This window comes from Methylovirgula sp. 4M-Z18 (genome assembly GCF_037890675.1).
Lineage (GTDB): Bacteria > Pseudomonadota > Alphaproteobacteria > Rhizobiales > Beijerinckiaceae > 4M-Z18.
On the sequence record NZ_CP149574.1, the window covers coordinates 1,536,910 to 1,557,428 of the forward strand.

The window sequence follows — 20,519 nt, forward strand, 5'->3', positions numbered from 1 at the left end:
GCTTTTTACGAGAGGAGCCAGCGCAGCCATGTCGAACGTTTATGAGATGCCGCAATGGGCGATCACGCTTGCGAGCGCGCTGATGACCGGCGGCGGCGGCTTGATCGGCGGTTTTCTCATCGCGCTGGTCAATCGCGGGCCGGCGCTGCAGCAGGCCGTCGATGCGCGGCTGACCACCCTGATCGAAGGTTACGAGCACCGCATCAGGGATCTCACCGAACATATCCAGCGATTGGAGGCGAAAATCGAGACGCTCGAGCGGCGGCTCGCGGAAGTCCAGGTGTGAGCGAGGAGGGGGATTGCCGTGCTTGCGAGCTGCAAGCTCGCGGTCCGGATCGCCGCGCCGCGGGCAGCCTCGGCAGTTCTCATCCCGGCGCGCCTGTCAAGGCGCGCCGGTCTTTTTGCATTTTCGGCTCTCAATATTTCCAGAACATGTCCTGGATGGCCTTGGTGTCGTTGGTCTTGGTCAGCGCCAGCATCAGGAGGATGCGGGCCTTTTGCGGGTTGAGGTTGTCGCTCGCCACCCAATCGTATTTGTCGTCGGGCTGTTCGCCGTTGCGGGCGATGATGCCCGAGCCGACGCGGGCCGAGCGCACGACGACGACGCCGGCCTTACGCGCCTCCTGCAGCGGGCCGACCATTTGCGCGCCGACCGAACCGTCGCCGGGACCCGCATGGACGATGCCCTTGGCGCCGGCCTTCACGAAGGCGTCGAGTGCCAGCGAATTATAATTGCCGTAGGCATAGACGATGTCGACCTGCGGCAGGCTGGTGAGGTTCGAGACGTCAAACTCGGTGTCCGCCGTGTTCAGGCGGGTCGAGGTGCGGTAGAAATGCGGCTTATTGTCCTGCATATAGCCAAGGAAGCCGAGGTCCGGCGTGCGGAACGTGTCAGTGGTCGAGGTGTTGCTCTTGGTGACTTCGCGGCCGGCGTTGATCTGATCGTCGAGGCACACGAGCACGCCCTTGCCGACCGCTTCCTTGCTGCCGGCGATGATTACGGCATTATAGAGATTGATCGGGCCGTCAGCGCTGATCGCGGTCGAGGGGCGCATCGAGCCGACGATCACCACAGGCTTCTTGCTCTTGACGGTGAGGTCGAGGAAATAGGCGGTTTCCTCGATCGTGTCGGTGCCGTGGGTGACGACGACGCCGTCCACATTGTCCTGCTTCAGGAGTTCGTTGATGCGCTTCGAGAGTTTCAGCCAATTGTCGTTGGTGATGCTCTCCGAGGCGATCTGGTAGACCTGTTCGCCCGTCACATTGGCGACTTTTTTCAGCTCCGGCACACTGTCGACGAGCGTGTCGCAACCGACTTTCGCGGCCGTATAGCCGACCGTAGTTGTGCTGGTCGCGCCGGTGCCGGCAATGGTGCCGCCGGTGCACAGAATCACGACGTGGGGGAGATTGGGATTGGGAGCCGTCGCGGCGGCGGTCGCCGGCGCGGAACTGTCCTGAGCGAAGCTTACATGTGGCACCGCGAGCGAGGCGCCAACGAGCATTGCCAGCGCGAAAGCGCGGCTTTTTCCTCCAAGAGACATAGCATTTCCTTATGTTTGGCCACATATTTTTCCGATTTTCGCGGCGAGGGGCCCTGCTTTCACGAAAATCGCGCGGCCAGCCTGAAGGCCCGACCAGTGTGGCACAATGCCACAAATGAGGTAGGGAGTCAGTTGGCTAGGCGCGCGCCAACGCGGTCTTGCCGCTCTGCAAGTTGCGCTCCCCCCCGGCTCCGGTCATGCCCAAACGGCGGGCAAGGTTCGCATCGTTTCCGCTCCGGTTGCGGCAAACTTGGGCGCTCCTCGGCAGACTGCCCGGCAATTGCGCAGTGCAGCGAGGTGTTTGCTTGACGAGCCTAATGCGATCATGCAGCCTGTCCGCAACGCTTATGCATGAGGCATAACGTGGAGGGGATAATGACAAAAACGAAACTGCTGCTGGTCGCGGCGACGGCCGTATGGGCGGGGCTTGGAGCCGCTTCAGCCAAGGAATGGAAAACGGTGCGCATCGGCATGGATGCGAGCTACGCGCCGTTCGAGAGCGTGGATTCGAACGGCCAGATCGTCGGCTTCGAGGTCGATTACTTCAAGGCACTCTGCGACAAGATCAAAGTCACCTGTACGTTCCAGAATCAGGATTGGGACGGGATCATTCCCTCGCTGGACGCGAACAAGTTCGACGTCATCGCGTCGAGCATGAACATCACCGAGGAACGCAAACAGAAGGTGAATTTCTCCGACTTCTATTACAGCACGGGCAACGTGATCATCGGCCAGGCCAGCGACAAGGCCGCCGACATCAAGCCTGAGACGCTGAAGGGTAAGACCATCGGCACTCAGACCTCGACGATCCAAGCGAAATATATCGAGAAGCTCTATCCCGGCATGGATACCAAGCTCTACCAGACGCAGGACGAACCCAATCTCGATCTCGCCGCGGGGCGTATCGATTACGTGCTGGGTGACGCCGTGGTGGAGCAGGACTTCCTCGACCATAAGGCCAACGGCTGCTGCAAGATCATCGGCAATGTGCCAAAGGATTCAGCGATCCAGGGCCCTGGCGTTGCCGCCGCCTTCCGGAAGGAAGACACCGACTTGCTGGCGATGTTCAACAAAGCCATCGCCGAGGCCGATGCGGACGGCACCTATAAGGCCATCGAAGCGAAATATTTCAAATTCTCGATCCGCGGGAAGTAAGCGCTTTCCTTCTCATCGAACTGAGTTCGGGCTCGCCCGAGTTCAGCCTCGCCCAGCTTCGCAAGCCACCTTCTCACCGTTCTGAACTCGGGCTTGCCCGTGTTGGGCATCTCAAATGCGCAAACCAGGCACGGCCGGGTTGTGAACGGGGAGAAGGGATTTTTCTACATCCAGGCTTCCGATGGACCTTTTATACAACCTTCTTTTGGGCCCCAAAGGCTGGGGCTGGCAGATCTTTCTAGGCGCGCTGGTGACGCTCGGCCTCGCGGGCTGCGCCGGGCCGCTCGCTTTTGCCGGCGGACTCATGCTGGCGGTGCTCAAGCTTTCGCGTCACGCGACGGTGCGCGCCATCTGCGAGGGCTATACGACGTTCTTTCGCGGCGTGCCCGATCTTCTGGCCCTGTTCATCGTCTATTTCGGCTTTCAGAAGATCCTCGACTATATCACCGCGGCGCTCGGCCTTGACCGTATCGACATCAATTCCTTCCTCGCCTCGGTCATCGCGCTCAGCGTGGTGGCGGTCGCCTATTCGAGCGAGATTTGGGTCGGCGCGCTGAAAGCCGTGCCGAAGGGGCAGCGCGAGGCGGCCGAAGCGCTCGGGCTGCATCGCATCAACGCCTTCTTCCTCGTCATTCTGCCGCAGCTCGTGCGCATCGCGCTGCCGGGTCTCAGCAATGTGTGGATGGTGCTGCTCAAGGATACGGCGCTCGTTTCGGCGCTCGGCCTGTTCGAATTGATGGGCACGTCGCGTCAGGCGGCGGTGCAGACGCAAAAGCCGCTGTTCTTTCTCGGCATCGTCGCCTGCGCGCTCTATCTCGTCATCAGCCTCGCCTCCGAATTCGTGCTGTCGCGTTTGGAACGCCGCTTCAACAGGGGATTTAGCCGCTGATGGAGCTGTTCAAATATATCCTCTCCTACGTGTTCAATTACGACCTGATGGCAGTGCAGGGATGGAAGCTGTGGCGCGGCCTCGTCGTGACGGCGGAAATCGTTAGCTTATCCGTGCCGATCGGTTTTCTGCTCGCCTATCCGATTTCGCAGGCGCGCATGTCGAAGAACGCGCTGCTCAGCGCTTGCGCCCGCGGCTACATCACCTTCTTCCGCGGCACGCCCTTGTTGTGCCAGCTTTTCCTATTCTATTACGGGGCAGGCGAATTGCACGCGGATGGGCTGATGCCGGCGGCGCTGTGGCCGTTCTTCCGCGAGGCTTTCTTCATTTGCATCGTTTCGTTCAGTATCAACACCGCCGCCTACCAGGCGGAAATCCTGCGCGGTGCCATTCAATCTGTGCCCAAGGGGCAGTGGGAAGCAGCGAGCGCGCTCGGTCTGCATAAGTTCGCCGCGTCGCTGCGCGTGATCTGGCCGCAGGCGCTGCTGGTGGCGATGCGTCCGCTGGGCAACGAACTGATCTCGATGATCAAGGCCAGCGCCATTGCCTCGCTGATCACCGTGCGCGACCTGATGGCGGAAGCCAAAGACCTCTACAAGATCGGCTACGATATGTCGGTCTATATTACCGTCGCGGTCATCTATCTGATCATCGTCGAAATCATTCGCCGCGTGTGGCGTTGGTGGGAGGGTTCGATCTCGAAGCATGTCGCCGTGTCGCGGCATTGAGACGTGTGGCGGGCCTGCGTGCAGCGGCCTTCAGGGCGCTCGTGCCAATCGACCGCCGTCACGGCGTGAGATCGCATCGCAATCGCCGAGCACGACCTCGAACGACACGTCGAGAATCTTTTTCTCCCCGTACCACATCTGCTGGCGCCAGGTGCCGGGAACGAGCTCCCAATTTTCGTCGAAACCGTAAAAGTCGATGCCGGCTTGGCCGATGAGATAGGAGCCGTGTGAGACCATCTGCTGCCACGGTTTGGGCGCCAGCGGATCGGCGAGGGGTTTGGGCGGAATCGTGACAGTGCGCAGGATGACAAGCGTGCCCTCGGGAGCGCCGGTCACGCGTACCTCCTGGCCGAAGCTGATGCCCTTGCAGGCCGGCACGATATGCGTGGTGCGCAGGTGTTGCCACGCGGCGAGCGTCGCGGAGATGCCTTCGTCGGTGCGTACGTCTGGCTTCGTGGGGTCGCGTTGCGTCGTATAGACGCCTTCCGTCACGATCTCGACGCCATCGACGCGCACCTCCTGCGCCGCCGCTGGCAGCGACAGCAGCAACATCGCGATCGAGACCCGCGCCACGATTGGTCCGGTCATGGGTGTCCGCCATCCTCTCTGTCACGCCCATTTGAACAGATTGGGCGTTTCCTGAAAACTTAAAGGATGGACATGGCGGATTCGCACCAGAGTGTGACAATTCTTGCCAGTCGGCACCGAAGCTGAAATGCTTGCGCCGTCAAGAGGAGTGGGCGGCGTGATATCGATCTATGATTTTACCGTTAGGAATATCGACGGCCAGGAAGCAACCTTGCGCGACTACGCCGGCCAAGTGCTGCTCGTCGTCAATGTCGCAAGCAAGTGCGGGTTCACGCCGCAATATGTCGGGCTCGAAGCACTCTACCGGAAATTCGCGCCACGCGGCTTCGCGGTGCTCGGCTTCCCCTGCGACCAATTCGGCCATCAGGAGCCGGGGGATGAGGCGGAGATCAAGAGCTTCTGCTCGCTCACCTATGACGTCACCTTTCCGCTCTTTGCCAAAATCGATGTGAACGGCGCCAACGCCGCGCCCCTGTACGACTTCCTGAAAGGCGCGGCGCCGGGCCTGCTCGGTACGAAATCGATCAAATGGAACTTCACGAAGTTTTTGATTGGCAGGCAGGGGCAGGTGCTGAAGAGATTTGCGCCCAACGACAAGCCGGAGGATTTGGCGGATGAGGTCGCACGCGAGATTGATGCGTAGTCGCAGGCAGGGATCGCGTCGGGTCTGGCTCGGATCGCTCGAGCTCAGCACACCCCTTTCAGCGCCGCGAGGTCATGTTGGATGAGACGCAGCTGCTTCGTTACGGGTTTTCGCTTGCACCCAGCTTTTTCAAACGCTCTTCCGCCTCGTCATGACCTTGAGCCGCAGCTTTGCGATACTATTTTACCGGTTCGCTTGCATTCTCTTGCGTTCCAAGTCCAGCTTGATACATCACGCCGAGAATAAATTGTGCGTCTGCTTGATTCTGAGCTGCCGCTTTCGTCGCTCATTGGAAGGCGAGAGCGGCGTTCGGCGCGGCGCCGATCCCTTTCATGTAGCAAATGCAACGTTGGATTGCGCTTCGGGTAGCCCTTGTTCTGTGACTTTGGGTGCCCAAACCAGCGCCTGGGCCTCGTCCTTCGGTACGCTGTTCTTGGCGAAATAGAGGAGTCCCAGGCCGTACTGTGCTTCGGCGGAGCCCTGGTCTGCGGCGCGTTCAAACCAGGACCGTACCTCGGCATAATCCTGTGATACGTCTTGGCCGTCGCTGTAGAGCTTACCCAAATTGACTTGTGCCCGCGCGTAACCGCGCTCCGCGGCTGCGCGATAAAATTGTGCGGCCAGCGTATCGTTGTGGCTTGCGCCGCGACCGTTCTCGTATGCAACGCCGGCATTGAACAGCTCCTCGGGTGTTCCTTTTGCGAGCAGCACCGCACGTTCGTGCTCATTGAGCGGGGGCCGTAAACCAAAAGTGACATCTTGCGCCGAGGACGCCGCCGGCATCGTCAGCAGCACGCAAATAACAACGCTCAGAGCCCAACGCATCTTCGTCGCCGTCGATGTGCCCGCATAACGATGCCACCGGGACGCGGGCAATTCAACTTCCTAAAACATAAGGATATCTCACAATGTTCGCTCGCGATCTCGAATCCAAACTCGGCCTTCGCATTGCTTTTGGTCCGTCCGGTACGGAGCGAGCAGAAGAGGTCGGCACAGGGGCCCACGCTACGTTGTCATCGTTTGGTCGCTGGTTGACATGGAATGCTCCAGAAGTGCGTCCGCAATACACATTCATGCGCCCGTGGGGCGCTAACAAATTTGGACCTTCGGGGCCGTTCGCGAAGACGTTAAAAGATCTTGGTATTCGTGCACGATTTCTCGACGACCATATTACTGGCATCGATACCAGCGTATTAAAGGCATGGGGCTGGTCTCGAGGCAAAATAAATAACTGGCGCGGCAAGGAGGGCGAATTTTTTAGCGCCAACGGCGAAGCACAGATTCTGGGGCGCCCTCCCATAACAAACGAGATCTTTTCGACGGAGAACGGAGTGCAATTTAGGCAAATCGACTTCGTCGCTCTTCCATCTTTTCTCTACCGGTTGTTTCGCGAAAATGTCATCTACAACAACGAAGATAAAAGGGTCGTCAGATTGGGAGGCGCCAAAGCGACGAAGCAGGCCGTGGCATATGCTGAAACCCGTGCGGTTCCGACACCGATGGCGGAGAGGTTTGCTATCCCGGGCCATGTTTCCGACAGCGGTCGAACAACTTTGTTCGACGCGGATGGCATCGCAGCATTTGATCGCATGCGATCCATAGGCGGCATTCTTAAGCACCTTGGGATGGTCGGACTCGCATTGGATGCCGGATTGACCGCTTGGCGGGTGCATAGCTTGATTGCGCAAGGCAATACATTCTCGGCTGATTCTGAGTGGCGGCATTTCTTGGCGCGAACGTCCCTCGGAACACTCGGAGGTATGACGGCGGGCGCGCTGTGGGGCCTTAGGCTTGGGAGACTGACAGGTCCCGTTGGCACGCTTCTGGCGACTGGGGCTGGTGCGGTCGGCGGTGCGCTTTTCGGTGACCGCGTGGCAAAGGCCTATGATCAACAAATCATTGACAACGGAATCGGCGGAAACGGTAACCACTACACCTATATCGAGGGCGCGAACGGTGTGGAAGGCCGGTGGGTGAGTTACGAGTTGGTGCCAAATCTAAATATCGGTTCTGCCGCCGGCTCGATATGGAAACGTATTGAGAAGCCGGCGCCCGCGGACCAAGTACCTGGTCTCGATTTTCACCGTGGCGAGAAGATTGCGGACCTCGTGCTCGGCAGCCCAGAGGTGTTGGATACGGACCACCTGATGCTCGATGGCAAAGATTGGGAGAAGGTGCGCGATGGCAGATCGCCCATTAGTCGATGGGCGCATGTCGTGCGTGCCGGCAGGCTTAGCCACCGGGACGAAGCCGATTCCGCAACGAGCGCTAAGCTGGATGAGCTTGCAAGGCAACGTCAGACGTCGAATGAAAATGGTCCCACAGTGGACGCGCGTAGCTACTTGCAAACCTATTACAAGAACGGCTGGGAGAAGTTCGGCCCACTGCCCGAGGCCGTAACGAGCGCCCTGAATTTGCGCAGCGAGCGGCACATTGTCGACCCTGCGACGCACATTACCTGGAATCAGGGGGAGGATGGCGAGTTTACACGGACGGTCATGATGCCAGGGGTTCGCGGCATCAAGCTACCCCGCAAAATACCTGCCAAGCCCATCGAAACTGAGCGGATCAAGCACCTGCAGCATGAGGTGCAAGTCGAGAATGCCGTCGATGAAGGGTATGGCGATATATATAAGACATCACGTCGCGATTCCGATCCGGTGGTCAACGAGCCATATTCTCGCAATTCCGTCGATAATTGGGGCGGCATGGGAATGGCTCCCGCGATGCCGCTCAAACTCGGCGATCTGTTTGCAAGATCAGTCGTCACCGATCCAGCCCTGATGGCTCCGAGCCCCGCGGCATCGGCGAACGCCACTTCCCGTCCCACAGGCAAGATCACAACGACGGTACATATTCATTTGGACGGTCAAAAGATCGATACCCAATTCTTCGAGCACGATTGATGAGGCCCCGTCGCGCGATCTCACTGTGGCGGCATGCGCAGGGCGCCGTCGAGGCGGATGACCTCGCCGTTGAGCATGGGATTATCGATGATCGCCATCACGAGGCGCGCATATTCGTCCGGTTGGCCGAGGCGCGAGGGGAAGGGGACGCCGGCGCCCAGGCTCTGCTGCACATTTTCGGGGAGGCCGCGCAGCATCGCCGTTTCGAAAATCCCCGGTGCGATCGTCACGGCGCGAATGCCGAAGCGTGCGAGTTCGCGCGCAATCGGCAGCGTCATGCCGGCAACGCCGGCCTTGGAGGCGGCATAGGAGGCTTGCCCGATCTGGCCGTCGAAGGCGGCAATCGACGCGGTCGAGATCAGAACGCCGCGCTCGCCGCCCTCCAGCGGTTCCAGCGTCGAGGCGCCGGCGGCGACAAGGCGGATCAAGTTGAACGTGCCGATGAGATTGACCTCAATGCCTTTACGAAAATCGTCGAGCGGCATCGGACCGTTGCGGCCCACCACCCGCGCGCCGGGCGCGATACCGGCGCAATTGACGAGAATGCGCGCCGAGCCCTGCGCCGCCGTCGCTGCGGCAACGGCGGCCTCGGCGCTTGCCGCGCTTGCGACATCGCATTGGAGCGCCAATGCGCCGATCTCCGCCGCGATTGTTTTTGCCGCCGCGAGGTTGAAATCCAGAATCGCGACCTGCGCGCCGGCGGCTCTGAGCGCCCGGGCGGTCGCTTCGCCAAGGCCTGAGGCGCCGCCCGTGACGATCGCCGGAATGTTCGCAACGCGCATGTTTCCATCCCTTCAATGAATTCGTTTTAGCAACGGTGCGGGGACTGTAAGCCACAGCCTACGCGAAAGTCACGTTGTCATCCCGGGTCAATCCGCGGACGATATCGAGGCCTTCTTGCGAGGTCTCTGGCCCCGATATCCTGGCCGCGTGTCGCCATCTATTGCGCCTGGTCGAGCAGCGCCGGCAATTTCTGCAGGAAGGCCTCGCGCGCCCTCAAGCCGGCGCCGTCCTTGTGCGCTTCCGTATCCTGGATCTGGCGCACGAAGACCAGCGTGCGGCCTTCCTTCGTCGCCCAGCCGACGAACCAGCCGTAGCCATGCGCGTGGTCCTCGGCCCCTGTCGCGTCGCGCGGGAAACCGGTGCCGGTCTTGCCATGCACGTCCCAGCCGTTGGGCAGCGTCGCGATCTCGGTGAGCCGGTCGGTCATGTCATAGGCATGGGTCGAGACCGGCAGGGTGCGCTGCGCGATCTTCTCGAGAAAGGCAGCTTCTTCGAGCGGTGAGATTTTCAGCGACGAACTGTTCCAGGAATCGGTGAGGCCATCGTGTTTGCCCGGGTCGCCCGACACATCCTCGTTGCCGTAGTGGAACGCCTGGACGTAATGTTGGAAGCGCGCCTCGCCGAGGCTGCGCGTCACTTGCTGCGAATACCAGAAGACCGAATTTTTGATCCAGCTCGTCGGGTCGATATCGGTCCGCCAGGCTGGGTTCCAAGCGGGATAGCCGGGGTGGAAGGATAGGACCGGCGTGTGTTCGTCCTTGAGGAAGCCCGCGTCATAGCCCATCAGGCTGATAGCGATCTTGAAGGTCGAGGCCGCGGTGACGCGTGTCTCGCATGCTCCCTCCTGCTGCATGATTTTCCCCGTCGCGGCGTCCGCGATCAAGGTGCAGCCGGGCGCGTCTTGCGCCTGGGCGGGGAGGGCGAGGAGGGGCATGCCCAAGAAGGCGGCTAGAAGGAGACGGAACGGCGGTTGTTGTGTAAGCGAGAAAGCCATCGAAGCAACCTGTTGGAGGAAGAGGCGAAAATGCCGGTGCCGTTTCTGGCGGCGCATTGCGGCCGAATGGGGCTAGCGGCCGGGACGGCTGGCAACGGCGTTAACGGCCGGTTAAGCTGTGGATAAGCCGCCGCGCCCAGCAAATTTTGTGGTGCCCTCGAAAATTTGCCGTGCCCTGCTGAGTGGGTCGCCGGTGGTCTGTTTAAGGGGGTTAGACGCAGGGAATAATCTCTTATTTAACAAATATTTGACTTGTCATCGTTCATGTTACAAGAAACTGTCATCCCATTGTCATATGAATAATGGACTAGGCAGGTCAGAGGAATCTTCCTTCGAGGTTCCGCTTTTCGTTTCGTGTCACGGATGGGGTCATGCTTCCGAGATTCGCCTCTTTATCCACGATGAGCCGCCGGGCATTGCCCAATCATTGGGATTTGATCGCAATGGCGATCATCTTCTCCATCATCATCGCCATTACCAAGGGCGCGCACGGCATCAATGCCCCGCTGCCCAAATTGGAAGAAGCGCCGACGATCGACCTGTCCTATTGGAATCTGCCTTATTACGCGATCCGCTCAGTGATCCGCATGGCGATCGCGATGGCCGCCTCGTTCGTCTTCACCTTTACATACGCCACGTGGGCAGCGAAGAGCCGGCGCGCCGAAATGGTGCTCATTCCGATGCTCGATGTGCTGCAATCGGTGCCGGTGCTGAGCTTTCTCACCATCACCGTCACGTTCTTCACCGACACGCTGTTTCCGGGCAGCACGCTCGGCGTCGAATGTGCCGCGATTTTCGCGATCTTCACCGCACAGGCCTGGAACATGGCCTTTTCCTTCTACCAGTCGCTGCGTACTGTGCCACATGACTTGAGCGAGGTCGCCGACGGCTTCCATCTTACGGGCTGGCAGAAATTCTGGAATCTTGAAACGCCTTTCGCCGTGCCGGGCTTGTTGTGGAACACGATGATGTCGATGTCCGGCTCGTGGTTCTTCCTCGTCGCGTCGGAAGCGATTACCGTGCATGGCACGACGGTGAAACTGCCGGGCATCGGCTCCTATCTTGCAACCGCGATCGACGCCAAGGATTGGGGCGCGGTGATTGCGACCGTCATCACCATGTTCGTGGTGATCCTGATCTACGACCAATTGCTGTTCCGCCCCGTCGTCGCCTGGGCCGACAAGTTCCGCGTCGAATTGTCCGCCGCGCAAACCACCGACAAGTCGTGGCTGCTCGATTTGCTCAACCGCACGCGCTGGGTGCGCCACGCCTCGCGCCCGGTCCAGGACCTCTTCCGCCGCTTCACCCTGCTGCGCATCGATCGGGCTAGCATCGTCCCGAAGGTGTTGCTCGCGCTGCTCGTCGTGTTCTGGCTTTACCTCGCCAGGCATGTGTTTGACACGCAGGTTTACAATGACGGCACTTTTTTGCTGGCGCTGTTGCTCATCGTACCGATGTTCGTGCTCGCCAAATGGATTTGGGCGCCCAGCAGCGTGGCTGACGCTTCGCCCGCAACGTCTCGCCTCATCGACATCGCTTGGTTTGCCATCATCGTTCTTGGCTTTCTCTATGCCGCGTGGGAGATCGCGAGCTATGTGAGCCAGTCGCTGAGCATGAGCGACGTGTGGGAGACCTTCTGGCTCACCTGCTACACGCTGGCGCGCGTCGCCGTGCTGATGCTGCTCGCGACCATCTTCTGGGTGCCAGTGAGCGTGTGGATCGGCTTGCGCCCGCGCCTTGCCAGTTTCATTCAGCCGGCGGCGCAATTCCTGGCCGCTTACCCGGTCAACCTCCTGTTTCCGATCGCAGTGCCGCTGATGGCGATGTTCAATCTCAATCCCGACATCTGGCTCTCGCCGCTCATCGTGTTCGGTACGCAATGGTACATCGTGTTCAACGTGGTGGCGGGCGCGTCGGCCTTCCCCAACGATTTGCGTGAAGTGTCGGCCAATTTCCACATCAAAGGCTGGCAATGGTGGAAGAATGTCATTCTGCCCGGCATCATGCCCTATTATTTCACCGGCGCGATCACGGCGTCGGGCGGTTCGTGGAACGCTGCCATCGTCGCCGAGACGGTGAAATGGGGCGACCAGACCTATAGCGCGCACGGCATCGGCGCCTATATCGCCGACGCTTCCGCGTCCACCGACGACAACGCCTTCCAAAAAGTCGTTCTCGGTACGGTGATGATGTCGATCTTCGTCATCCTGTTCAACCGCCTGTTCTGGCGCCGCCTCTATGCCTACGCCGAGCGCAAATTGCGGGTTGCGTAAGATGGCGACGGAAGTTCTACGCGAAGCAAGCCGAGCCCTCTCGTCTCCGTATCAGCGGGGCGAAGGGATCACCGACAAATCACCAGTGAGTTAGCCCATGCTCCAGCAAGCTCCCCATGCACTTCTCGAAGTGAAAAACGTCAGCCAGCGCTATCAGAAAGGCGGCGGCGATGGTCATCTCGTTCTCGATGAAGTGTCGATGTCGCTGAATGAGAATGAGATCGTCGGCCTGCTCGGTCGCTCGGGCTCGGGCAAATCGACGCTGCTGCGGATCGTCGCAGGCCTCAATTCGCCGTCGGACGGTGAGGCGATCTTCGACGGCAAGCCGATCGACGGGCCTGCCGAAGGCATTGCCATGGTGTTCCAGAGCTTCGCGCTCTTTCCCTGGCTCTCCGTGCTCGACAATGTGGAACTCGGTCTGCGGGCGCACAAAGTATCGCCGGAAGAGGCGCGCAAGCGGGCGCTGAAGGGCATCGACATCATCGGCCTCGACGGGTTTGAATCGGCCTTTCCGAAAGAGCTGTCGGGTGGCATGCGTCAGCGTGTCGGCTTTGCCCGCGCCCTCGTGGTGCAGCCGAAAATCCTCTTGATGGACGAGCCGTTCTCGGCGCTCGACGTGCTCACCGCCGAAACCCTGCGCACCGACCTTCTCGATCTGTGGACGGAAGGTCGCATGCCGACGAAATCGATTTTGATGGTGACGCACAATATCGAGGAAGCGGTGCAGATGTGCGACCGCGTGCTCGTGCTGTCGTCGAACCCGGGCAAGATCGCGGCCGAAATCAAGGTCAATCTCACCCATCCACGCAACCGCGCCGACCCGGAATTCCGCCAATTGGTCGATCAGATCTACACACTGATGACCAAGCGCCAAGATCCGCGACAGACCCAGGGCGCCTTCCCCGGCATGGGCATCGGCATGATCCTCCCGCGCGTCTCTACCAACACCATGGCCGGCTTCATGGAAGCCCTGGTTGCGGCGCCCTACAACGGTGTCGCCGACCTGCCGCATCTCGCCGACGACCTGACGATGGAGATCGACGAACTCTTCCCCGTCGCGGAAACGCTGCAATTGCTGCGCTTTGCCGAACTCGCGGAAGGCGACATCAAGATCACCCCGGCTGGACGGCGTTTCGCGGAATCGGAAGTGGATGTACGCAAGCGCCTCTTCGGCGACCATCTCGTGACCTATGTGCCGCTCGCCGGCCGCATTCGTCGCGTGCTCGACGAGCGCCCCACCCACGTCGCGCCTGCAAGCCGCTTCCGCGAAGAACTCGAGGACTACATGTCCGAAGATTACGCCGAAACGACGCTGCGTTCTGTGACCAACTGGGGCCGCTACGGCGAGCTTTTCGCCTATGACGAGGCGGCGCAGGTGTTCAGCCTGGAGAACCCGCAGTAAGCGTGGAGCGCTACCGTCTTAAGTATGCGCCTATAAAAAGGCTTCCTTATCATCCCGGGCTTTACCCGGGATGATAAGTGTTAGTGTTACGAGAGTCTGAGGCAAAGTAGTTGGAGTAATTTGCCGCTTCGGCCGCAAACATTTCCACCGGCCGGTCAACCCGCTGCTTCTTATTCGGCGCCGATCGCGATTGCGGTTTCGTCCCTTTGATCGCTGCGCACGTTCAGTGAGAGAAACACCACAATCGCAGTCAGAATCGTGATGCCGGTGAGCACGTCGAGCAGCAGGCTAAAGGCGCTGCCGTAGTGCTGGACAATCTCGGCGGCGGGCATAGGCGCTAAGAGATCGGCGCCTTCCGCCATATTGCCGGTCACGAGCTTTTGCGCGGCGAGCGAGGCATTGCCTCCGGGAAGCCGCACAGCAATCACCCCCCCGAGAAGGGCGTTGACGAGCGCCAATGCGATGCATTCACCGGCCACGCGGATGGTCGAGAAAATGCCCGCCGCCATGCCAGCGCGCTCCTTCGGCACGACGCTCACCGCCAGCCCATCCATCAGGCCCCAAGGCAGGCTGATGCCGATGCCGATGGTGAGGAGCGGGCCGGCAAAAGCGTCGAGCTGCGTGCCGACCGGCATGCGGCTGAGCCAATAGAGCCCGCTGGCGCAAATGAGGAGGCCGATGCCGCACAGGAATGCCGGCGCGATCCAGCGCACAAGGAAGCCCGCGGCCAAGGGCAGGATCAGCAAGGGCGCGGAAAGGATGAACATCATGCGGCCAGTGAGCGGCTCACCGATCTGCTCGATGCCAACGAAGCGGATCGGCATCAGCACGAGCAGCACGACGAAGGCATAGGCCGGCGCGGCCGCGAGAAGCTGGACGCCGACGAAGCGCGGAAAGCGGAACAGAGATAGATCGAGCATCGGCCTTGCCGCGTGCGTCTCGATCCGGACGAACCACGCGGCGAGAACCGCTGCTGCGGCCAGCAAGGCGAGAACGAGCGGGTCGCTCCAGCCGCTCGCCGGCGCCTGCAGCACGCCCCAGGTCAAAAGGCTCAAGGCGCCGGTGAAAGTGAGCGCGCCGGGCCAATCCAACGTGCGCGCTTCGGGGTCGTGCGACTCGCGCATGAACATCAGCGCCGTTGTGAAGGCGGCGCAAGTCAGCGCTACCACGAGCCAGAAGATCGAATGCCACCCGATGGCATTGACCATCGCGCCGGCGCTCACCGGCCCGCAGCACAGACCGATGCCGAAACTGGTGCCGACGAGGCTGAAAGCCCGCATCCGATGAGGCCCATCGAGGTCCTGCGCGAGGGCCGCAAGGCCGCTGGCAAAGGCCAGCGCCGCGGCAATGCCCTGCACCGCGCGCAAAGCTATGAAGGTTTCGATCGAGGCGGCGAAAGCGAGACCGAGGGAGGCGAGCGCGAACGCTCCGGTGCCGGCGAGGAAGGCGCGCTTCCGACCATAGCGATCGGCCAATGTGCCCATCGCCATCAGCGCACTGGCGAAGCCGAGCATGAAGGCGTTAGTGATCCAGTTGAGTGCGACGGGACTGCCGCCGAGATCGCGAAAAATCGCGCCGAGCGCCACGGCGGGGCCGGTGAAGGTGAGGGGCATGGCGATGGCGGCGAGACACATGGCAAACAGCACGAAACCGCTTCTGACCGCGCTGGCGCGGTGTGAAGAGTTAATCATGATGGACTCGTTCGATGGGAGGCAGCGGCGCTTAAGGCGCCTTGCTGCGGGAGAGGTGACGGCGGCCGATGGCCGCGCGGTCATGAGCAAGATCTAAGGCGCGGCGGCCAGCGCGACTATGCCGCTCGGGTTCCGAACATTGCAGCGCGGAATTCTCGAATGCAGACTTGTTCTTTCGTGTCTCTGCGGCAAAATACGGGAGAATGGAAAATCACGGCAATCTGATCGCCTTCGTTCGCACCGCGGACCTCGGCAGTTTCGCCGCTGCGGGCCGCGTGCTCGGGCTGTCCGCTTCGGCGGTCGGCAAGGCGGTGGCACGGCTCGAGGCGCATGTCGGCGTGCGGCTGTTCCATCGCTCGACGCGCAACATTCGCCTGACCGAGGAGGGCGCGCTGTTTCACGGGCGCTGCCGGCGCATTTTGGAAGATCTCGATGAGGCGAAGGCGCTTCTCGCCCATGGGCGTGACGAGCCGCGTGGCCGCCTGCGCGTGAGCACGCCGATCGTGACCTATCACCTGTTGATGCCGGTGCTGCCGGAGTTCATCCTCTCGCATGCGCAGATCGAATTGGACCTCGATTTCAATGACCATCTCGTCGATCTGATCGACGAGAATGTCGACGTCGCCATCCGCTCGGGCGATCTGCCGGATTCGCGGATGATGTCGCGCCGTCTGTGCCAGTTTCAAATGGTTCTGTGCGCCGCACCGGCTTATCTGGCTCAATATGATGAGCCGCAGACGCCCGCGGATCTTGCGCGGCATCGCGCGATTCAATTCCGTTTCGCCTATAGCGGCCGCATTCTGGATTGGCCGCTCAAAGCGCCGCATGAGGGCGCCGAGCGTACAATGGCGCGTGCGATGAGCGCTAACAATATGGAGGCGCTGCATGCGGCGACGCGCGCCGGTATCGGCATCGCCTGCATGCCGAATTTTCTCGTTCAGCCGTCGCTGCAAAGTGGCGCTTTGAGCTTGGTTTTGCCTGACTTTGTCACCGGGCCGCGGGCTTTCAATATGCTCTGGCTTGCGAATCGCCACCCCATGCCGAAAGTGCGCGCTTTTGTCGAATTCATCAGCCGCAAACTGGCCGTCTAAAGTGCTGGCCCCGCTCCTCCGCTGACGGGTATCACGGAAAATGCTGCAGCGGGCCGTTGCCTTTGCCGACATGCAGGCGATCCGCCGCCGCGATAGCCCGCGTCACGTAGGATTTGGCCGCGCCCACCGCCGCATATAGATCGAGCCCCTTGGCGAGGCCGGCCGCGACGGCGGCGGATAATGTGCATCCGGTGCCATGGGTGTTTTTCGCCGCGATGCGATGCGCCGCGAAATGATGCAGATCGGTGCCGTCGTAGAGCACGTCGATGCTTTCCTCGCCGGCGCCATGCCCGCCTTTCAACAGGACGGCGGCGCATCCGAACGCGTGCAAAGCCTTTGCCTGTATTTCCATGCCCGCGACATCCGTCGCCATATCGGTGTGCAGAAGCGCAGCCGCCTCGGGCAGATTGGGCGTGACGAGATGAGCCCGGGGGAAGAGCCGCGCGCGCAGGAGATCGAGGGCGTCTTCGGCGAGCAGTGCGCGGCCGCTGCTGGAGACCAGAACGGTATCAAGCACGAGCGGCAGTGCGGGATAGCGCTGCAGAACCTCGGCAATCGCCATGATATTTGCCGCATTGGCAAGCATGCCGATCTTCGCCGCGCTGACGTGCATATCGCTCAGCACGCTGGTCATCTGTGCGGCGACGATCTCCGCTGGCACCGCATGAATCGCCTGCACGCCAAGGGTATTTTGCGCCGTCACCGCGGTGATCGCGCTCGTGCCATAGACGCCGAGCGCGGCGAAGGTTTTCAGATCCGCCTGAATACCCGCACCTCCCCCTGAGTCGGAGCCGGCGATGGTGAGGGCGATGGGGGTCGGCACGGGAAACTCCAGAAACTCGCTCGGACTTTGGCGAAACCAATCTTATTGGGGGCGGTCTAGGTCAATGAGCACCAATATAGGCGTTCGCGATGGCGATGACGAGCAGCACTGCTGACACTCCTTAACGCGGCCGAGGTCTATGTTGCCCCATCGGCAACAGCAGCCATGGAGGCGATGATGAGAGTTAAGGGGTTTGACACCCATTCGCTGCACATGCAGCCGATGCTTTTACTGACATTCCAGGCGCCATTCAGCGATGTCGAGCGGATCATGGCGGAGGTTGTGAAGATCGCACCGCTCCGCATGGGCCGCTACGACAGTAATTCCTATCAGTCGGCGCCCGGCATCGAGCGCTATCGGCCGTTGGAGGGCGCGGCGGCCGGCGCCGAGCACGAGGTGCGCAGGCGCCCCGAAGTCGTCGAAGTGTCGTTCGAACTGGCCAGCGACCAAGCGCTGGCGACCCAAGTCATCGAGGCGATTTTCAACGCACATTCCTATCAAGAGCCGGTGATCCGCGTTCAGCCCATTCTGGCCAGCCGCTCGAAAGGGCTCGACGATACCCACAACCCCAACCGCTGGTGGAACACCACCGGCGATTGGAAGAAGCGTGCCGCCGAGTTGATCGAGTGAGGCAAGCGCCTTATGTCTTCCAGCCGCGCTTCTCTCTGGCTTCGGAGCGTGATTGCGGCTAATCTGCTGAGCGGGACCAGGGGCGGAACCAGCTTCGCGAGGCGTTGGCCGCCACCGGGATTTTTCACACGGAGGGGCGCGTGTGATATCGATTTCGGTTGGGGGATCGCAGTCGGGCGAGGATTGGACGCAGCATCTCTGGATTCCGGTGCTGTTGTTCGTCCTGCAGCAGCTGATTTCAGCCTATTTGCAGTCAGGCAGTGTCTATCGCAAGCGGTTGCTTCTCCTCGGCGCCGTGATCGACGAAATCGAAGGGATCATCGCGTATATAGATCCGATCTTGGCGAGTTTGCGCGAGGGTTTCACCGACGACTATTTCGCAACGGCGGTTTCGGAGCCCGGCTACTATCTCTACACCGTCGAGGCCGATAGCGTGCCGAGTTTCTTCAGGACGGAAGCGGCCGATTTTCTTTTCCTGACACGCGAAACCTATTCGCAAATGGTGCGGTTCCACAATCAGGAAATGCTAGCTCTGGAATTGATCGGCAATCTGACATCCGATCCATTCAAGAATCTCCCCGCCAGACGCAAATTAGCGGCGATCCGGGATGTCGTTACGGCGCTGGACGAAACCCGCCTATACGGCCAAGACGCCAAAAACAAACTGAACACGGAACTGCTCACGTGGCAAGCAAAGTGGCGAAGTTATTTGCCATTCTACGGTAAGGGATTGTAATCGGACCTGACGGGTAAGCGCATGCAAGCACGACGCATTACGGCTTTCAGCAAAGCGATGCGGCGCTCCGGTTAAGTAGCGATGCCTTTAACGATTGGAGGGAACGGCTTCATTGTCATATCCTTCGGGAAATTCTTCGCGCCAGTTGATTTGAATTCATAGCATTGAACGGCGCACATGTCACGGCGCGCCGTTCCGCGCTACACGGGTTGCATCGCAGCCCGTCATCTCTTGCGTTCCTTCAGCCCGATCCAGAAGCGCAGCTTTTCCGAGCGGCGCAGCACGTCGACGGGAATTGTGCGGTTGATGCGGTCGGCATTCAAGAGCCGCACCAGTACGTCAGCGCCGGTCACCGGCACGTCGTCGAGGCTCAGGATGATGTCGCCGGTCAAAAGGCCGGCCTCGTCCGCCGGGCTGCCCCGTTCGACCGTGGTGATCGTCGCGCCGGTCTCCTGCAGGTCCTTGCGCAGCGCGATGCGGCGTGGGATGACGATATTGGCGGCGCCGATCCCGATATAGCCGCGCCGCACCCGTCCGTGCCGCACAATTTCGCCCATGACGAAATTGGCGGTGTTGGAGGCGACCGCGAAGCAAATGCCCTGCGCGCCCTGAATGATCGCGGTGTTGATGCCGATTACCTCGCCCCGCGCGGAGACGAGCGGCCCACCGGAATTGCCGGGGTTGAGCGCGGCATCGGTCTGGATCACATCGTCAATCAGGCGGCCGTTCTGCGAGCGCAGCGAGCGCCCGAGCGCCGAGACGACGCCGGTCGTCACGGTGGCGTCGAAGCCGAGCGGGTTGCCGATGGCGATGGCGATCTGGCCGCGCCGCAGCTTGTGCGAGTCGCCGAGCGCGGCATAGTCGAGAGAGGTGTTCTCGTCGATCCGCAGCAGCGCGAGATCGGTGTCCGGGTCGTCGCCGAGCACGCGGGCCGAGAGCACGCGGCCATCGAGCGTCGTGACGTCGGCCTGCCGGCCGGCTTGGATCACGTGGTTGTTGGTCAGCACAAAGCCGTCCGGCGATATGATCACGCCGGAACCGGAGCCTGCGCGCTGGCCGGTGCCGGGACGTTTGATATCAAGCCGCACGACGGCCGGGCCGACCCGGTCGACGACGCTCGTGACGGTCTGCGAATAGGCGTCGAGCAGGGCTTCGTCCGACGGGGCGGCCGGCTGCGTGGATCCTGAGGGAGAAGAAAAGTCGTCAAGTATGGGCGTGGCATCCACCCAGGCGACGTGAAAATCATCAAGCATGGAAGTTTCCTTTGTTGCCCAATGATATGGGGAGGGGCGGGGGCGGTTGCCAGGGGCGGGTTGAGACCCGTTCGGCGTGAGGCCTCGCGCGTCACCGCCACGAATCCTGGTTCTTATCTCCCCTCCGGATCGATTACCCGCACCTGATGGGGCAGGTCCGCGCTACAGGTTCACAGCACTAGGTTGACGTTGGCGGCGCCCGCGCCCGGGGGCCAAGCTCGGCACCAACAGGCCCGCCCCGCCCTGTGCCGCCAAGCCGGTCGTGAATGCTCCACAAGGCAGGACGATGGCTTTGATAATTTTAAGCGATTGGGCGCACGAGCCATGCCCGGTGCGGATAGCTGGTAGAACCAAGCCTAGAGGTGGTTGGCAGGGCGCGCAAAGGCGTGAAGA

At 61.0% G+C, this 20,519-nt stretch carries 19 protein-coding genes; 11 read left to right on the forward strand and 8 right to left on the reverse strand.

Going from position 1 to position 20,519, the window contains the following annotated elements; genetic code table 11:
- The first annotated feature begins 28 nt into the window (after window positions 1-28).
- The gene (locus V9T28_RS07000; RefSeq protein WP_116398306.1) at window positions 29-286 is read left to right on the forward strand and encodes a hypothetical protein; all 258 of its coding nucleotides are present in this window, start codon (window positions 29-31) and stop codon (window positions 284-286) included.
- A 130-nt stretch (window positions 287-416) separates the two neighbouring features.
- Here the strand turns inward: V9T28_RS07000 and V9T28_RS07005 are convergent, their stop codons facing one another.
- Entirely contained in the window at window positions 417-1,541 is a 1,125-nt protein-coding gene (locus V9T28_RS07005; protein WP_116398307.1) for a type II asparaginase, read from the reverse strand.
- 375 nt (window positions 1,542-1,916) lie between these two features.
- Between V9T28_RS07005 and V9T28_RS07010 the strand changes: the two genes are divergently transcribed.
- The 3 genes from V9T28_RS07010 to V9T28_RS07020 all read left to right on the forward strand — a co-directional run bounded on the left by V9T28_RS07010 (window position 1,917) and on the right by V9T28_RS07020 (window position 4,313).
- Window positions 1,917-2,696, forward strand: coding sequence for a transporter substrate-binding domain-containing protein (locus tag V9T28_RS07010; RefSeq protein ID WP_116398308.1), 780 nt, complete (start codon window positions 1,917-1,919; stop codon window positions 2,694-2,696).
- Between the two features lie 181 nt (window positions 2,697-2,877).
- Window positions 2,878-3,585 carry an ABC transporter permease gene (locus V9T28_RS07015; protein WP_116398309.1) on the forward strand — a complete coding sequence of 236 codons (708 nt, stop codon included), beginning with the start codon at window positions 2,878-2,880 and terminating at the stop codon, window positions 3,583-3,585.
- The gene (locus V9T28_RS07020; RefSeq protein ID WP_116398310.1) at window positions 3,585-4,313 is read left to right on the forward strand and encodes an ABC transporter permease; all 729 of its coding nucleotides are present in this window, start codon (window positions 3,585-3,587) and stop codon (window positions 4,311-4,313) included. Before V9T28_RS07015 ends, V9T28_RS07020 begins: the two co-directional genes overlap by 1 nt.
- Before the next feature lie 30 nt (window positions 4,314-4,343).
- Here V9T28_RS07020 and V9T28_RS07025 read toward each other — a convergent pair whose 3' ends face one another.
- A complete protein-coding gene (locus tag V9T28_RS07025) occupies window positions 4,344-4,901 on the reverse strand; it encodes a DUF3859 domain-containing protein (RefSeq protein WP_116398311.1) in 558 nt (185 codons plus the stop codon).
- A gap of 157 nt (window positions 4,902-5,058) precedes the next feature.
- Between V9T28_RS07025 and V9T28_RS07030 the strand changes: the two genes are divergently transcribed.
- Window positions 5,059-5,544: a glutathione peroxidase gene (locus V9T28_RS07030; protein WP_116399736.1), complete on the forward strand. Its 486-nt coding sequence runs from the start codon at window positions 5,059-5,061 to the stop codon at window positions 5,542-5,544.
- A gap of 330 nt (window positions 5,545-5,874) precedes the next feature.
- Here the strand turns inward: V9T28_RS07030 and V9T28_RS07035 are convergent, their stop codons facing one another.
- Complete coding sequence (locus V9T28_RS07035) at window positions 5,875-6,369, reverse strand: tetratricopeptide repeat protein (protein WP_116398312.1); 495 nt, start codon at window positions 6,367-6,369, stop codon at window positions 5,875-5,877.
- Between the two features lie 83 nt (window positions 6,370-6,452).
- Here V9T28_RS07035 and V9T28_RS07040 point away from each other — a divergent pair, with 83 nt between their 5' ends.
- Complete coding sequence (locus V9T28_RS07040; RefSeq protein ID WP_147306352.1) at window positions 6,453-8,450, forward strand: hypothetical protein; 1,998 nt, start codon at window positions 6,453-6,455, stop codon at window positions 8,448-8,450.
- Between the two features lie 20 nt (window positions 8,451-8,470).
- Here V9T28_RS07040 and V9T28_RS07045 read toward each other — a convergent pair whose 3' ends face one another.
- Both V9T28_RS07045 and blaOXA read right to left on the reverse strand, forming a co-directional pair.
- On the reverse strand, window positions 8,471-9,232 hold the full coding sequence (locus V9T28_RS07045) for an SDR family NAD(P)-dependent oxidoreductase (protein ID WP_116398314.1): 762 nt from the start codon (window positions 9,230-9,232) through the stop codon (window positions 8,471-8,473).
- A gap of 158 nt (window positions 9,233-9,390) precedes the next feature.
- Window positions 9,391-10,227: a class D beta-lactamase gene (gene blaOXA / locus V9T28_RS07050; RefSeq protein WP_245423786.1), complete on the reverse strand. Its 837-nt coding sequence runs from the start codon at window positions 10,225-10,227 to the stop codon at window positions 9,391-9,393.
- A gap of 371 nt (window positions 10,228-10,598) precedes the next feature.
- On the opposite strand from blaOXA, the gene V9T28_RS07055 reads away from it, so the two are divergent.
- Window positions 10,599-12,500 (forward strand): ABC transporter permease, encoded by a 1,902-nt coding sequence (locus V9T28_RS07055; RefSeq protein ID WP_116398315.1) that lies wholly within the window; start codon window positions 10,599-10,601, stop codon window positions 12,498-12,500.
- A gap of 97 nt (window positions 12,501-12,597) precedes the next feature.
- On the forward strand, window positions 12,598-13,902 hold the full coding sequence (locus tag V9T28_RS07060; protein ID WP_116398316.1) for an ABC transporter ATP-binding protein: 1,305 nt from the start codon (window positions 12,598-12,600) through the stop codon (window positions 13,900-13,902).
- Between the two features lie 170 nt (window positions 13,903-14,072).
- On the opposite strand, the gene V9T28_RS07065 is transcribed toward V9T28_RS07060, so the two are convergent.
- Window positions 14,073-15,593: an MFS transporter gene (locus V9T28_RS07065; protein ID WP_245423788.1), complete on the reverse strand. Its 1,521-nt coding sequence runs from the start codon at window positions 15,591-15,593 to the stop codon at window positions 14,073-14,075.
- 203 nt (window positions 15,594-15,796) lie between these two features.
- On the opposite strand from V9T28_RS07065, the gene V9T28_RS07070 reads away from it, so the two are divergent.
- Window positions 15,797-16,684: a LysR family transcriptional regulator gene (locus V9T28_RS07070; RefSeq protein WP_116398318.1), complete on the forward strand. Its 888-nt coding sequence runs from the start codon at window positions 15,797-15,799 to the stop codon at window positions 16,682-16,684.
- Window positions 16,685-16,715: 31 nt separating this feature from the next.
- Here the strand turns inward: V9T28_RS07070 and thiD are convergent, their stop codons facing one another.
- Window positions 16,716-17,507: a bifunctional hydroxymethylpyrimidine kinase/phosphomethylpyrimidine kinase gene (gene thiD / locus V9T28_RS07075; RefSeq protein WP_116398319.1), complete on the reverse strand. Its 792-nt coding sequence runs from the start codon at window positions 17,505-17,507 to the stop codon at window positions 16,716-16,718.
- A gap of 177 nt (window positions 17,508-17,684) precedes the next feature.
- On the opposite strand from thiD, the gene V9T28_RS07080 reads away from it, so the two are divergent.
- The gene (locus V9T28_RS07080; RefSeq protein ID WP_116399738.1) at window positions 17,685-18,137 is read left to right on the forward strand and encodes a hypothetical protein; all 453 of its coding nucleotides are present in this window, start codon (window positions 17,685-17,687) and stop codon (window positions 18,135-18,137) included.
- A 142-nt stretch (window positions 18,138-18,279) separates the two neighbouring features.
- Window positions 18,280-18,873: a hypothetical protein gene (locus V9T28_RS07085; RefSeq protein WP_116398320.1), complete on the forward strand. Its 594-nt coding sequence runs from the start codon at window positions 18,280-18,282 to the stop codon at window positions 18,871-18,873.
- Between the two features lie 224 nt (window positions 18,874-19,097).
- Here the strand turns inward: V9T28_RS07085 and V9T28_RS07090 are convergent, their stop codons facing one another.
- Complete coding sequence (locus V9T28_RS07090) at window positions 19,098-20,126, reverse strand: S1C family serine protease (protein WP_116398321.1); 1,029 nt, start codon at window positions 20,124-20,126, stop codon at window positions 19,098-19,100.
- Window positions 20,127-20,519 lie beyond the last annotated feature (393 nt).

Excerpts from the sequence above, each read along its gene's own strand:
- V9T28_RS07000 (WP_116398306.1), top strand. The coding sequence starts at position 29 with ATGTCGAACGTTTATGAGATGCCGCAATGGGCGATCACGCTTGCGAGC.
- V9T28_RS07005 (WP_116398307.1), bottom strand. The coding sequence starts at position 1,541 with ATGTCTCTTGGAGGAAAAAGCCGCGCTTTCGCGCTGGCAATGCTCGTT.
- V9T28_RS07010 (WP_116398308.1), top strand. The coding sequence starts at position 1,917 with ATGACAAAAACGAAACTGCTGCTGGTCGCGGCGACGGCCGTATGGGCG.
- V9T28_RS07015 (WP_116398309.1), top strand. The coding sequence starts at position 2,878 with ATGGACCTTTTATACAACCTTCTTTTGGGCCCCAAAGGCTGGGGCTGG.
- V9T28_RS07020 (WP_116398310.1), top strand. The coding sequence starts at position 3,585 with ATGGAGCTGTTCAAATATATCCTCTCCTACGTGTTCAATTACGACCTG.
- V9T28_RS07025 (WP_116398311.1), bottom strand. The coding sequence starts at position 4,901 with ATGACCGGACCAATCGTGGCGCGGGTCTCGATCGCGATGTTGCTGCTG.
- V9T28_RS07035 (WP_116398312.1), bottom strand. The coding sequence starts at position 6,369 with ATGCGTTGGGCTCTGAGCGTTGTTATTTGCGTGCTGCTGACGATGCCG.
- V9T28_RS07040 (WP_147306352.1), top strand. The coding sequence starts at position 6,453 with ATGTTCGCTCGCGATCTCGAATCCAAACTCGGCCTTCGCATTGCTTTT.
- V9T28_RS07045 (WP_116398314.1), bottom strand. The coding sequence starts at position 9,232 with ATGCGCGTTGCGAACATTCCGGCGATCGTCACGGGCGGCGCCTCAGGC.
- blaOXA (WP_245423786.1), bottom strand. The coding sequence starts at position 10,227 with ATGGCTTTCTCGCTTACACAACAACCGCCGTTCCGTCTCCTTCTAGCC.
- V9T28_RS07055 (WP_116398315.1), top strand. The coding sequence starts at position 10,599 with ATGCTTCCGAGATTCGCCTCTTTATCCACGATGAGCCGCCGGGCATTG.
- V9T28_RS07060 (WP_116398316.1), top strand. The coding sequence starts at position 12,598 with ATGCTCCAGCAAGCTCCCCATGCACTTCTCGAAGTGAAAAACGTCAGC.
- V9T28_RS07065 (WP_245423788.1), bottom strand. The coding sequence starts at position 15,593 with ATGATTAACTCTTCACACCGCGCCAGCGCGGTCAGAAGCGGTTTCGTG.
- V9T28_RS07070 (WP_116398318.1), top strand. The coding sequence starts at position 15,797 with ATGGAAAATCACGGCAATCTGATCGCCTTCGTTCGCACCGCGGACCTC.
- V9T28_RS07080 (WP_116399738.1), top strand. The coding sequence starts at position 17,685 with ATGAGAGTTAAGGGGTTTGACACCCATTCGCTGCACATGCAGCCGATG.
- V9T28_RS07090 (WP_116398321.1), bottom strand. The coding sequence starts at position 20,126 with ATGCTTGATGATTTTCACGTCGCCTGGGTGGATGCCACGCCCATACTT.